Source organism: Anaerofustis stercorihominis (assembly GCF_024623185.1).
Classification (GTDB): Bacteria; Bacillota; Clostridia; order Eubacteriales; family Anaerofustaceae; genus Anaerofustis.
The window spans coordinates 67,986-81,800 of record NZ_JANJZK010000003.1; the positions used below are offsets into that span (position 1 = coordinate 67,986).

Below are 13,815 nucleotides of genomic sequence, written 5' to 3' on the forward strand. Positions count from 1 at the left end.
ATCAAAAATAAAAGCGAAAGGAAACAACAAAAATGAAAACTTATAAGACCAAGGATATAAGAAACATTGCATTACTTGGACATGGAGGCTCAGGTAAGACCTTGCTTGCAGAAGCTATGGCTTTGAAAGCGGGTCTGATAGAACGACTTGGAAAGACAGAAGACGGGACTACGATTTCGGATTATGATGCGTGTGAACAAGCCAAAGGCAGTTCGATTTCTACATCTTTAATTCCAATTGAACACGGCGGAGTTAAGATAAATGTACTTGATATCCCGGGTTATTTTGATTACATAGGAGAACAATGTTCGGCTCTCAGAGTAGCAGATACAGCAGTAATAGTAGTAGATGCAATAAGCGGAGTTCAGGTAGGAACGGAAAAAGCTTATGAAATGGCAGTAGAAAGAGGAATTCCCGTTGCATTTGTAATAAATAAACTCGACAGAGAAAATGTAGATACTCATAAAGTTATGGAAGAGCTTAGAGCTCTAACAGGACCTAAAATCGTACCTTTTCAAATCCCAATAAATGAAGGTGTCGGTTTTAACAGCGTAGCTGATATTTTTGATAACAAAGCTTATACATACGAACAAGGTAAAGTAACGATTACAGACGTACCCGATTCGACAATAGAAAAATCTTCAAAATATAAAGATATTATATTTGAAATCGCTGCAACCACAGATGAAGAATTAATGGAAAAATACTTTGAAGATGAAGACGGAACACTTACAGAAGCAGAACTTCATTCCGGAGTTAAGACCGCAATAGCAAACGAAGAACTTATCCCTGTATTTTGCGTAAGCGCACTAAATGATATAGCTGTTGATAAATTCTTAGATGCTATAGTATATAATTTCCCAACCCCTATCGAAGCTAAAGCAGCTAAAGTGGATCAAGACGGAAAACAAGCACAAAGACATTATGCAGATGATGAACCTCTTAGTTTGTTTGTATTTAAAACAATAGCAGACCCATTTGTCGGTAAATTATCATTATTCAAAATTAAGAGCGGTATTTTAAAACCGGGAATGGAACTTAGTAATACCAATCAGGATAAAAAAGAAAAAATCGCTAAGATTTATACTTTAATAGGTAAAAAGCAGGAAGAAGTCATGCAAATGCATCCGGGCGATATAGGTGCACTTGCCAAACTTGCTTATACAAAAACATCCGATACACTTTGCGACCCTAAAGATAATATTAAATTTAATCCTATCGAATTTCCTCAATCAATCATATTTACGGGAATAGAACCAAAATCAAGAGGCGATGAAGATAAGTTATCTACAGGACTTGCGAAATTAAAAGAAGAAGACCCAACAATCGTAGTTGAAAGAGACGAAGAAACTCATCAAAATGTTTTATATGGAATGGGAGAAGCTCATCTTGAAGTAGTAAAAGATAAACTTAAAAATAAATATGGTATAGAAGTTGTACTTACACCTCCTATTATCCCATATAGAGAAACAATAAAGAAAAAAGCCACAGCCGAAGGTAAACATAAAAAACAATCAGGCGGAAGAGGTCAGTTCGGTGTTGTAAATATAGATTTCGAACCTACATATAACTTGGAAGACGATCTTGTATTTGTCGATGCTGTTGTAGGAGGAGCAGTTCCTAGAAACTTTATCCCTGCAGTAGAAAAAGGACTTAGGGAATGTATCAAACACGGTGTTCTTGCGGGATATCCTGTAGTTGGACTGAAAGCAACTCTATTTGACGGCAAATTCCACCCTGTAGATTCAGACGAAATGAGCTTTAAAATGGCTGCAAACCTTGCATATAAACAAGGTATGGCTGAAGCTAGCCCAATCTTACTCGAACCTATATATAAAGTTGAGATTACGATACCTGATGACAATACTGGGGACGTAATGGGAGACCTTAACAAGAAGAGAGGCAGAGTCCTTGGAATGGATCCGGTAGGAAACGGTAAAACTAAGATCACCGCTGAAGTACCTCTGGGAGAAATGTTTAAATATGCTACGGAACTAAGATCAATGACTCAGGCAAGAGGATCTTTCACAATGGAATTTGAAAGATATGACGAAGTCCCTCAAATGGCGAGCGGAAAAATAATAGAAGAAGCTAATAAAAGAAAAGAAGCTAAAAAATAAATATATTAAAAGCACCTTACTAGGTGCTTTTATTTTTCTTTATATTTGTTTTCTACCATAGAACAGATAACAATAAGACCTATTACCCATGGCATGATAAGAAGTACACTGACTATAGAACCTAAAGAATGTTCCGGTGCAAAAATCAAGGGGGACATAATAGGCAAAAGTAATAATCCAAAATAAATGAAAACTTTTCCCAGTTCTTTATTATATCCTTTAACGTCCTTTACGTCGGGCAATTTACTTACATTCGACATATATTGGACAGGTTTCTTACTTTTAGAAATGCTGATTCCGATCAGGATAAAAATAATCACTACTATTATAATGACGCCCAAAGCTATATATTTTCCCATAATTACTCTGCTTTCTATATATTGCATTTATATATTTTTAAATATATAATATATATTAATTATACTATGAGGAGAATTATTTTGAAAGTATTACTTCATACATGTTGTGCGCCCTGTTCCATTATGTGCATTGAAACACTCAGAAAAGAAAACATAGAACCCACATGCTTTTGGTATAATCCCAATATACATCCATTTCAGGAATATAAAAAGAGAAAAAAGACACTGATCGATTATACTAATGAAATAGATGTTAAATTAATAATTGAAAATGAATACGGGCTTAGAGAATTCATAGATAATATTTATCCAAACTTTGATAACAGATGCGGTGTATGCTATAATATGAGGCTTTTCGAAACTGCAAAATACGCAAAAGAAAACGGGTTTGACGCATTTACTACGACTCTTTTAATAAGCCCCTATCAAGATCATGATTTAATGTGTATGATTGCAAAAGCTGCCGGCAAAAAATACGATATTGAATTCTTATATAGAGATTTCAGACTATATTTCAACGAAGGACAGGAAAAAGCTATAGCATTAAATCTTTACAGACAAAATTACTGCGGCTGTATTTTCAGTGAAGAAGAAAGATTTTCAAAAAAAAGAAGAAAAGAAATCATAAATAAACAAAAAGAAAAAGAACTTCAATAATGAAGTTCTTTATTTGTTTCCTATTCTAAGCATTCTATATCCAACACCAATATGAGTCTGTATATAAATAGGATGTTCACTATCCTCTTCTATCTTTTTTCTAAGCGTTGCCATATATACTCTAAGAGAGGCAACATCACTATCAAAAGCTGTACCCCATATTTCGTTCAAAATATATTTGTGAGTAAGGACCTTGCCAACGTTTTTACTGAGTAAACAAATCAATTTATATTCATTAGGAGTTAAATGCACTTCTTTGTCATCTACAAAAACACATCCGCTTTCATAGTCTATTTTAAGTCCCCCGTTAGTAAATATAGGACTTGCATTTTTATTATAATTACTATTTTGATAATCAAGTCTTCTAAATGCAACCCTAAGTCTGGCTAAAAGTTCATCTACGCTGAAAGGTTTTGTTAGATAATCATCTGCGCCGGCATCTAAGGCATCTATTTTATCTTTATCTTCACTCCTTGCACTGACTACAATTATTGGCACATTAGACCAGCCTCTGATCTTTCTTATTATATCAACACCATCCATATCAGGAAGTCCTAAATCCAATAATATTACATCAGGTTTTCTGCTGATTGCTTCATCCAGTGCCTGTTTCCCATTCTTGGCAGTATGAAATTTATAATCCTTACTTTCTAAAGTCGTGGATATCAAATTTTTTACTGCATTATCATCTTCTACGACTAATATTAATCTATTATTCATATAGTGTAACCTCCTGTGCTCTTAATGAAAATGTAAATATAGTACCCTTTGGAGTATTATCTTTAACCGTAAGTTCTCCGCCATGCGCATTTATTATAGTTTTACATAGATATAACCCAAGCCCCAATCCCCTTCTGCTATCGGCGATATTACCACCTGTATAAAACATTTTAAATAAATTCTTTTTCCCCTCTTCACTTATACCATCTCCATTATCCATTATACTTGTATATACATATCCATTTTTCTTTTTAACTCTAATTATTATATCCGAACCCGCTTTAGTATATTTTATTGCGTTATCTACTATATTTATTATAACTTGCATAATTAGTCTGGAATCCATTTTTGCCATTAACAGTTCATCATCATTTTCTACTTTAATATTATGCTCCACACTTTTTCTATTGATATGTTTAAGTGATTCTAAAATAACTTCATTTATAAGTTCAGGCTCTATATTTAAATTCATACTTCCGTCTTCTATCCTTGTAACAGAAAGAAGATTTTCTACAAGGTTGATGAGCCACATGGAGTCATCATACATATCTTCGTATAATGCATGTTTTTTGTTTTCATCAATACTATCAAAATCCTTTAATAAGACAGAAGCATTTCCGGAAATACTTGTAAGAGGAGTCCTTAAATCATGAGATATGGAACGAAGTAAGTTAGCTCGAAGCTTTTCCTGTTTTGCTTCTAATAATGTTTTTTCATTCTTTTCTTCTAAATAATTATTTTCCAAAATAGAACCGCATTCATTTACCATTGAAATAAGTAAGCTTCTGTCAAACATGCTAAATTCTTCATCATTATCTATTTTAACTCCTACGACCCCATAAATACCCTCTTTGCCTCTTATTGAAAGATAATAGCACTTAGATCCATTTAATGTATTAGTGGACACCCCGGCATGTTTGTTATTTTTATACACCCAAAGAGCAACTGCCTGCTCATTGGCATTAATATATTCTTTTATATCTTCATTTATATCGGCTTTAAATATACGGGGTTCCAACAACCTATCATGTATAGACAAATAAATAATGGTAGTTTTATCAAGTAGTTTTAAAATTTGCTTTCCGGTTTCTTCTATTATATCTTCTTTGTTTTTCGCCTGCTGCAGTCTCTGATTCGTTTCCAACAAAACTTTCGTTCTATAGGCAACTCTTGCAGACTGTTTCGCCTGCTCCTTTATTTTTGATGTAAGTGTACCTGTGACAAAAGCAGCAATGAACATTATTAGAAAAGTTACAGGATAACCTTTATCATATGCATCCAATGTAAATCTTGGTACCGTGAAGAAAAAATTAAATATTAAGACACTGAGTAAAGAAGATACAATCGGATATATTTTTTTAGGCGTTAATACCGCAGTCCCGAGAACACCTAAAATATAAACAGTTATTATATTTGCTTCACTAAACCCTAAAGAATAAAAAATAAATCCCGCTGCAGTACATAAAAATAAAATAGCAATAGATTTAATAGTATCCATAAAATTAATACTTACTTCCTCTTTATCAATGATATTTTTGATATTTCTACTATTTTTAACATCACTGTCGGGAATGATATATATATCTAAATTGGGATAAATCGAAGATAATTTATTTGCAAAAGAAGAATTTGAAGAGAAAAGTCCCCTTTTATTTCCGCTTCTTCCGATAACTATCTTCGATACATTTGACAGCCTTGCAAATTCAGCAATTTGGAAAACTATATCATCTCCGTAAACCGTAGTTATATTTGCCCCGAGCTGTTCCGCCAATTTGAAATTCTCGTTAAGCCTTTTTTCATCTTCCTCGGATATTTCTTTATCATCTGAAGTTTCAACATATAATGCAGTAAAAGTACCTTTAAAAGCATCTGCCATACGTGAGGCAGTCCTGATTACTTTTTTATTGCTTGGAGAAGCAGATAAACATATCAATATATGTTCATTTGAGGGAGATGAATTCTTTGTAGGATTTTTTATCTTTTCAGATATTTTATTTACCCTATCGGCACATCTCCTTAAAGCAATTTCTCTTAGTGCGGTAAGATTATCGACAGTAAAAAAATTATCAAGTGCGGTTACTGCTCTATCCCTTCTATAAATTTTACCTTTATTAAGCCTATCTATTAGATCCTCAGGTTCAATATCCACAAGCTCTACCTGGTAAGCAAGGTCAAAAATTCTATCCGGTATCCTTTCCCTTACTTCAATTCCGGTAATTGACTCAACTATATCATTAAGGCTTTCAATATGCTGTACATTCACAGTCGTATACACATTTATCCCTGCATTAAGTAATTCTTCAATATCTTGATATCTTTTTACATGCCTAGAGCCCATGGCATTGGTATGTGCAAGCTCATCCACAAGTATTATCTCAGGATTTCTTTTAAGGGCAGCATCCAAATCAAACTCTTTAAGGATAATACCATTATACTCTATTTTCTTATTATCCAAAGATTCTATACCATTTGTAAGTGCCATTGTTTCAGGACGAGCATGCGGTTCGATATATCCGATCACTACATCATTACCATTATCAAAAGCTTTATGTGCAGCCTCAAGCATTGAGTACGTCTTACCTACACCTGCGGCATACCCAAAAAATATTTTTAATTTGCCGCAGTTACTATCTTTTTTTTCTGTTTTGATTTTCTCTAAAATTTTGTTCGGATCAGGTCTCATAATTTTCTCCTAACAACATAAACAGTGCTAATATATTTAAATATTAACACTATTTAATATTACTTAAAAGTATTTATCGGAAATAATATTTTTAAAAACAATTTTTCTGCACTATTATCAGATGAATAATCAAAGTATAATCTCTTATTATTTTTATCGATTATTTTAAAATTATTATCATTATATTCTACGCTAATACGCAGATCACTAAGTGCAAGCCGAAGAGCAAGTTCCCATTCAAACAAAGAAAACAAACTATTCTCTTTATATCTTTCGAAAGCATAATCAAAATCAATAGGCGATAACTTATCTTTCAAAAAAAGTTTCCATAATTCTTTTCTTTGTTCTATACTAAGGGAATCAATAAAGGCTTCATTTTCATATGGATTATCCAATTTTATGTACTTATAAAAAGTATTTTTATCTTCTTCATCCATATTATTAAACATATGTTCAGGGAACTTTGCTCTGTCAACCGCAATATAACTTTTCCTATAATCAAGGTTATTAATGATTTGATAAAAACTATCCAGTAAATCTGAATTTATCACTTCTATTTTTACACAAATATCGGTCATTTCAGCAAAATCCTTACCGGATACATTTTTTTTCATAAGTATAATTTTACTATCACTTAAATCATAATAAGATACAAGTGAAGCCGATTCATTATCATTTATAATCCCATAAATCGATAAAGGATATTTGTTGGATATTAAACCGGCGCTTATACCAAATTCATCAAAGAAATTTTCAACTGCATAACAGGCCTTTTCATAATATACCCATATAGAATTTTCTTTTTCTATTTTATATACCTTTGGGTTCATATTAAGCTCATATCCTAACATATAGATATAAACCATTAAAAGTGATTCTTCATAAGAAGGTTTAATATCTTTGGAAATATTTACTTCTTCCTTATATGCAATGACTTTGTTATGCATATCTAATCTCCTTTTACTTTAATATACCATCTAACATTAAGTTAACTTTTAGTACATTTACTCTTTTTTCTCCAAAAATACCGAGAAAACGTCCTTTTGTACATTTATCAATTATTGTTTTAACTTGTGATTCACTCATATTATTATTTTTAGAAAGCCTTTTTACTTGATATTCTGCTGCTTTAGGAGATATTTCAGGGTCTAGACCGCTTCCCGAATTTGTTATTAAATCGGGCGGAATAGGTGTATTCCCCATCTCTTTATGATTTGCTTTTATTTTTTCTACTCTTTCTTCTATAGTTTTTTCAAAATCATTACTTGCGGGAGTTACATTTGAAGGACCGGAATAAAGAAGAGTATTTCCGTCTTTATCCTTAAATGTTGTCATATTTAAATTCATAACACGACCACACATATGATCTTCATCTTCATACTGCTGTGCCATAAATTCACTTCCGTATTTCACTCCGTTTACTTCAATTATACTTCCGTTAGCTTCATCATGAAATAAAACCTGACATATACCTGTCATAACAAAAGTATATATAAGTCCGCAAAGTATAGTAGTGATGACTACAAAAATTAGTGATCTTTTTATTGTACCTTTCATTAATCTTTTTCCTCCTATACCAAACCTAGAGAAACGATGATTACATCAATTATCTTAATAAAGATAAATGGAGTGATAATACCACCGAGTCCGTAAACAAGTAAATTTCTGCTGAGAAGTTTTCCCGAAGACACTTCTCTGTATTTAACACCTTTTAAAGCAAGAGGTATCAATGCAACAATTATCAACGCATTGTATATAATTGCAGAGAAAACAGCTGAATTTGCACTGTGAAGTCCCATTATATTAAGTGTCTGTAATCCAGGATATAACCCTATGAACAATGCGGGTATAATAGCAAAGTATTTTGCAATATCATTTGCTATACTGAATGTTGTAAGACTTCCTCTTGTCATTAATAACTGTTTACCTATCCTTACTACATCAATTAATTTTGTAGGTGAGGAATCCAAATCTACCATATTACCTGCTTCTTTTGCAGCCTGAGTACCTGAATTCATTGCTACCGCAACATCCGCCTGTGCAAGTGCGGGAGCATCATTTGTACCGTCCCCTGTCATAGCAACAAGATGACCTTTCCTTTGAAAATCTCTTATCATATCAAGTTTACCTTCAGGGGTAGCTTCTGCAAGGAAATCATCCACACCTGCTTCCGCAGCAATAGCAGCAGCGGTAAGAGGATTATCTCCGGTAATCATGATTGTCTTGATACCCATCTTTCTAAGGTCGGCAAATTTTTCTTTTACACCTTTTTTTATGATATCTTTTAAGTGGATAACACCCAATACTTTATCATTTTTAGCGACAACAAGCGGTGTTCCGCCTTGGTTAGCTATTTTATTTACTGCCTCTTCGATTTCCGTATTAAAGTTACCGCCTCGTTCTTCAACATATTGTTTGATAGTATCAGCGGCACCCTTTCTTATTTCAATTCCGTCCATATTTACGCCGCTCATACGAGTTTTAGCGGTAAAAGGAACGAATTCCATATTTAATTCTTCGAGGTTTCTTCCTCTGAGCCCAAACTTTTCTTTTGCTAATACTACTATACTTCTTCCTTCAGGAGTTTCATCCGCCAAAGACGAAAGCTGTGCAGCATCTGCAAGTTCTTTTATATCCACTCCACTTGCAGGAATAAAGGCATCTGCTTTTCTGTTCCCTAAAGTAATAGTTCCTGTCTTATCAAGCATCAATATATCCACATCACCTGCGGCTTCTATTGCTCTTCCGCTCATTGCAAGTACATTTGCACTATTAAGTCTGCTCATTCCCGCAATACCTATTGCAGAAAGAAGTGCACCAATAGTAGTTGGAGCCAAACAAACCAATAACGCAATAAGTGAGGTTATTGATGTTGGATTTGCAACACCCTGTTGATTTGCTGAGAATAAAGAATATCCATATAGTGCCAATGTTACCAATATAAATATGATCGACAGTGCTACCAAGAATATTTCAAGAGCAATTTCATTAGGAGTCTTCTTTCTTGAAGCACCCTCAACCATTGCGATCATCTTATCCAAAAAGCTTTCGCCCTTTTCACTTGTTACTTTTACTACTATCCAATCGGATATAACCGTAGTACCTCCGGTAACAGCACTTCTGTCAACTCCGCTTTCCCTTATGACCGGTGCAGATTCACCGGTTATGGCACTTTCATCCACGGAAGCAGCACCATCTATAACTTCACCGTCAGCAGGAATTTGTTCTCCTGCTTTTACAATAACCATATCTCCTTTTTTGAGATTAGCTGAAGAAACTTCGGTTATTTGATGCTTTTTATCTATAGATGGAATTTTATATGCCTTTACATCCTGCTTTGCGGCTCTGAGGGAATCAGCCTGAGCCTTCCCTCTGCCTTCCGCTATCGCTTCTGCAAAGTTGGCAAATAAAACCGTAAACCAAAGGATTAGAGCTATTCCAAGTATATATCCCTTTGGTGCATCTTGAATGCCAAACAGAGCCGAAACAAACAAAATACTTGTAAGTATAGCCGATATGTATACAAGAAGCATTACCGGATTTTTGGCTTGTATTTTCGGAGAAAGTTTTATAAAAGAATCTTTTATGGCACGTAGAACCATATTTTTATCTTTTAAAGCGCTTGTATATTCATTATTTTTCATAATACTACTATAATCTCCTTTACTATATAATCATTTCAAAAAATTCTGCTATCGGTCCGAGAGCCAGTGCAGGGAAGAAACTTAAAGCTCCTACTATCAACACCATTAATACAAGTAAGAATACAAACATAGCATTTGATGTCGATAAAGTTCCTGCAGTTACAGCAATTTTCTTTTTCTTTGCAAGACTGCCTGCTATAGCAAGACATGCCGTCATTTGAACAAAACGAGCAAATAACATTACAAAACCTAAATTAACATTGAGGAACGGTGTATTTGCATTAAATCCGGCAAAAGCAGAACCATTGTTACCTCCGCATGAAGAAAAAGCATAAATCACTTCACTAAGCCCATGAGCTCCAGCATTATTCAAACTATCAGCCGTTGACGGAAGTATAGTAGCCAGGAAGCTTCCTATAAGTATAGCTATAGGAGTAGCCAGACATACCAATACTGCCATTCTCATTTCAAAAGGCTCTATTTTCTTTCCCAAGAATTCGGGGGTTCTTCCGACCATAAGACCTGCCACAAATACCGCTAAAATCGCAAAACCGAGCATTCCGTATAATCCGCATCCTACACCGCCAAATACTACTTCACCAAGCTGCATTTGAAGCATTGGTATCATTCCTCCTATAGGAGTATAGCTGTCATGCATGGAGTTTACAGAACCGTTCGATGCCGCTGTTGTCCAGCTAGCCCATGTAACAGATGAGGCAATACCGAACCTCGTTTCCTTACCTTCCATGTTACCGATTTGCCCATCAACTGATGTACTTACCGCAGGATTTGCAGTAAATGCAGGCGTAGAAGCATGTTCACTATAGGCAGTTATACCCATAAAACCAACTAATAATATAAACATTGCCATAAATATAGCAATACCTTGTTTTTTGTTTTTAATGTCTCTGCCAAAGGCAAAACACAATGCAACAGGAATCAATAATAACGAAATCATTTCCAACATATTAGAGAAAGGCGTTGGGTTTTCGAGTGGGTGTGCAGAGTTAACTCCATAATATCCACCGCCGTTTGTTCCAAGCTGCTTTATTGCAACCTGACTCGCTGCCATACCTAAAGGAACGATTTGCTTTGTTACCACTTCAGCATCTTTTATCTGTTCACCATTAACATAAACTTTATTATCTTGAATTTTTGCATTCTCTATGATTTCACCTTCGGTAGTTATGGCTACAGGTTCAAGTAGGCTTACTTCTTCATGTCCTTTAAATGTTTGTACAACACCTTGAGAAGCAATACCTATTGTTACAACTAATGAAAGCGGGATCAATACATATAAAATACTTCTTGTTACATCCACAAAGAAATTTCCTATACCTTTACTTTTAACTTTCATTAGTCCCCTTACCAAAGCGTATAGAACAGCCATACCTGTTGCGGCAGATGTAAAGTTTTGAACAGTTAAGCCCAATGCTTGAGCTAAATAACTAAGCTGAGATTCACCGCTGTAAGCCTGCCAGTTTGTATTTGTAACGAAACTTGCTGCTGTATTAAATGATAGATCCCAGCTCATACCACCGATACCTTCAGGATTTAAAGGCAAGAATTTTTGTGCACATTGAATTACAAATAAAAATATAAGTCCAAATGCACTGAATGCCAATGCACTTATGGCATATTTCTTAAATCCCATTTCTTCATCTTTATTGATTTTTAAAATTTTATAAATGAAGTTTTCAACGGGAAGTATTATTTTTGATAAAAATACCGTTTCGCCATTCATTACTTTACTTATGTATTTTCCTAGAGGAATGGCTAAAACAACTAAAATTACCAAGTAAAATACATATTGCAAAATTGAATTACTCATTATTCTCTACCTCCCAAAAGTAAAACAGCGTAGTAAATAAGCATACCTACAGCTGCTAAACCGCTTATTACTATAAGAAATGTCATTTTTATGTCCTCCTTTTAACAAGTTAAAGTCTATCACTTAGAGAATTAAAATGGTGTTAAGGGACAAGTAAAGAGTATTAAAATTGTATAAAGATTTACTATTAAAAAAGAAGCAGTATAAAACTACTTCTTGAAGTTTCAAATATAAGTAATAAATTATTCATAAGTAGTAAAAAAGAGAAGTATATATACTTCTCTTTTTAAATCTATTTAACATATTTAATTGAATATTTACCGCTGGATTTTGCACCCTGCTGAACTTTTATATAATAGGTTCCTTTATTTGCTTTACCATAACTCGTACCATAAGTTATAGTTCCAGTAAATGAATTTGCATAATATGGTATTTTCTTTGTAGATCCTATTTTCTTCTTACCTTTATATACTGTTACATAGAGATTACCGGATTTAATTCCTGAAGTATAAATTTTAATTTGAGTTTTTCTTTTTTTAGAAACTTTTATCTTATACCAATCTACACTTTTACCGGTTGAAGCTACAAATACTGTAGACATAGACTTTTTACGTTTTATTGTTTTTGCTTTGCTTTTTTTGGATAAATTTCTGTCAGTAACTTTTGTATTAGTATATTTTACACCATATTTATATTGAGAAGCATATGAACCTCTTGCATCAGTTATTTTAATATAATATGTAGTATTTGCTTTAACTCCGAAATAAGCTCTGTATGCTCCTGATTTACTATAATACCATAATTTAGAAGATATAGCTTTTTTCTTAGAGTTATATAATGTTACATATGCCGCAGAGCTGGACATACCATATTCGGTAATAGATACACTAATTGTACCGGTTTTACTTGGCTTAATCTTATATAACAGTTCAGGAGACACATTTGAATTACCCTTTATTCCTGAAGACAACATCGTTTTATTTACAGGAAGAGTCCTGCCTGAAGTATACGTATAAATATAAGATTTAACATTAACATTTACATTATCCGCATTAGTTTTTACTAAAACATTGTAATTTCTACCGGCTACTACATCTAAACCACCGGCACCGATTCCACTTTTACCGGGACTGATTGTTTTTGAAGGGCTAATATATGTAAACCTACCGGAATTAATATCCAATGAAGAACAAACATATACGGTTGCACTACCCTTACTACTTGATGATACGGACCCATCTACATATAATTTACCGGTTGCATTTGCTCTAACGATAATTTGATAGTAACCTGCAACGGCTAAATTGCCGCCTCTGTATGCAGGCTTTGAGGTTGTATTGTAGGTCAAAGCAGGAGCAACAATATCATATCCTGTTGCTTTTATTTTTTTTACATTTTCCGTTTTTTTACTTACGGTTTTTACTTGTTTTTCGGCAGTTGAAGACGATAGATTGTTTTTTTCCAATGTTGAATCAATGGAAGAATCGTTCGCCGCAAATACTCCGGCACTGCCCAGTGCAAACGTTGCTACCAATGTAAGCACCAAAAGTCTCTTTAAAACTTTCTTCATAATTTATTTCCCCTTTATGTATTTATTTTTAGTAACTCTTTGTTACTATATTAAACTAATTAAGAACAAAATATTGTCATAATACACTTTTTCCCTCATAAAAAGAGTAGTATCCAATAATTCTTTTATAATAATATTATAAAATACTTATAAGCAAAAGTCTATTATTTTAAACTTGGTTTCCCTTTATTTTACGGTGTTTTATACTTAAATTTTCTTACGGTAACAAAA

The 13,815-nt window shown here is 33.6% G+C and carries 10 protein-coding genes; 2 read left to right on the forward strand and 8 right to left on the reverse strand.

Going from position 1 to position 13,815, the window contains the following annotated elements:
• Positions 1-32: 32 nt before the first annotated feature.
• The gene (gene fusA / locus NSA01_RS02825) at positions 33-2,120 is read left to right on the forward strand and encodes an elongation factor G (RefSeq protein WP_257479999.1); all 2,088 of its coding nucleotides are present in this window, start codon (positions 33-35) and stop codon (positions 2,118-2,120) included.
• Positions 2,121-2,149: 29 nt separating this feature from the next.
• Here fusA and NSA01_RS02830 read toward each other — a convergent pair whose 3' ends face one another.
• Positions 2,150-2,479 (reverse strand): hypothetical protein, encoded by a 330-nt coding sequence (locus tag NSA01_RS02830; protein ID WP_257480000.1) that lies wholly within the window; start codon positions 2,477-2,479, stop codon positions 2,150-2,152.
• An 81-nt stretch (positions 2,480-2,560) separates the two neighbouring features.
• Here NSA01_RS02830 and NSA01_RS02835 point away from each other — a divergent pair, with 81 nt between their 5' ends.
• Positions 2,561-3,136: an epoxyqueuosine reductase QueH gene (locus tag NSA01_RS02835; protein WP_257480001.1), complete on the forward strand. Its 576-nt coding sequence runs from the start codon at positions 2,561-2,563 to the stop codon at positions 3,134-3,136.
• A gap of 9 nt (positions 3,137-3,145) precedes the next feature.
• On the opposite strand, the gene NSA01_RS02840 is transcribed toward NSA01_RS02835, so the two are convergent.
• The 7 genes from NSA01_RS02840 to NSA01_RS02870 all read right to left on the reverse strand — a co-directional run bounded on the left by NSA01_RS02840 (position 3,146) and on the right by NSA01_RS02870 (position 13,584).
• Complete coding sequence (locus NSA01_RS02840; RefSeq protein WP_257480002.1) at positions 3,146-3,856, reverse strand: response regulator; 711 nt, start codon at positions 3,854-3,856, stop codon at positions 3,146-3,148.
• Positions 3,849-6,539: a sensor histidine kinase gene (locus tag NSA01_RS02845; protein WP_257480003.1), complete on the reverse strand. Its 2,691-nt coding sequence runs from the start codon at positions 6,537-6,539 to the stop codon at positions 3,849-3,851. The genes NSA01_RS02840 and NSA01_RS02845 overlap by 8 nt, the downstream gene beginning before the upstream one ends.
• A 59-nt stretch (positions 6,540-6,598) precedes the next feature.
• Positions 6,599-7,486, reverse strand: a complete 888-nt coding sequence (locus NSA01_RS02850; RefSeq protein WP_257480004.1) for a hypothetical protein — start codon at positions 7,484-7,486, stop codon at positions 6,599-6,601.
• Between the two features lie 13 nt (positions 7,487-7,499).
• A complete protein-coding gene (locus NSA01_RS02855) occupies positions 7,500-8,096 on the reverse strand; it encodes a potassium-transporting ATPase subunit C (RefSeq protein WP_257480005.1) in 597 nt (198 codons plus the stop codon).
• Between the two features lie 14 nt (positions 8,097-8,110).
• Positions 8,111-10,183 (reverse strand): potassium-transporting ATPase subunit KdpB, encoded by a 2,073-nt coding sequence (gene kdpB / locus NSA01_RS02860; RefSeq protein ID WP_257480006.1) that lies wholly within the window; start codon positions 10,181-10,183, stop codon positions 8,111-8,113.
• Positions 10,184-10,205: 22 nt separating this feature from the next.
• Positions 10,206-12,014, reverse strand: coding sequence for a potassium-transporting ATPase subunit KdpA (gene kdpA / locus NSA01_RS02865; RefSeq protein WP_257480007.1), 1,809 nt, complete (start codon positions 12,012-12,014; stop codon positions 10,206-10,208).
• A 292-nt stretch (positions 12,015-12,306) separates the two neighbouring features.
• A complete protein-coding gene (locus NSA01_RS02870) occupies positions 12,307-13,584 on the reverse strand; it encodes a hypothetical protein (protein ID WP_257480008.1) in 1,278 nt (425 codons plus the stop codon).
• Between the last annotated feature and the right edge of the window lie 231 nt (positions 13,585-13,815).

Excerpts from the sequence above, each read along its gene's own strand:
- NSA01_RS02830 (WP_257480000.1), bottom strand. The coding sequence starts at position 2,479 with ATGGGAAAATATATAGCTTTGGGCGTCATTATAATAGTAGTGATTATT.
- NSA01_RS02845 (WP_257480003.1), bottom strand. The coding sequence starts at position 6,539 with ATGAGACCTGATCCGAACAAAATTTTAGAGAAAATCAAAACAGAAAAA.
- NSA01_RS02870 (WP_257480008.1), bottom strand. The coding sequence starts at position 13,584 with ATGAAGAAAGTTTTAAAGAGACTTTTGGTGCTTACATTGGTAGCAACG.
- NSA01_RS02840 (WP_257480002.1), bottom strand. The coding sequence starts at position 3,856 with ATGAATAATAGATTAATATTAGTCGTAGAAGATGATAATGCAGTAAAA.
- fusA (WP_257479999.1), top strand. The coding sequence starts at position 33 with ATGAAAACTTATAAGACCAAGGATATAAGAAACATTGCATTACTTGGA.
- NSA01_RS02855 (WP_257480005.1), bottom strand. The coding sequence starts at position 8,096 with ATGAAAGGTACAATAAAAAGATCACTAATTTTTGTAGTCATCACTACT.
- kdpA (WP_257480007.1), bottom strand. The coding sequence starts at position 12,014 with ATGAGTAATTCAATTTTGCAATATGTATTTTACTTGGTAATTTTAGTT.
- kdpB (WP_257480006.1), bottom strand. The coding sequence starts at position 10,183 with ATGAAAAATAATGAATATACAAGCGCTTTAAAAGATAAAAATATGGTT.
- NSA01_RS02850 (WP_257480004.1), bottom strand. The coding sequence starts at position 7,486 with ATGCATAACAAAGTCATTGCATATAAGGAAGAAGTAAATATTTCCAAA.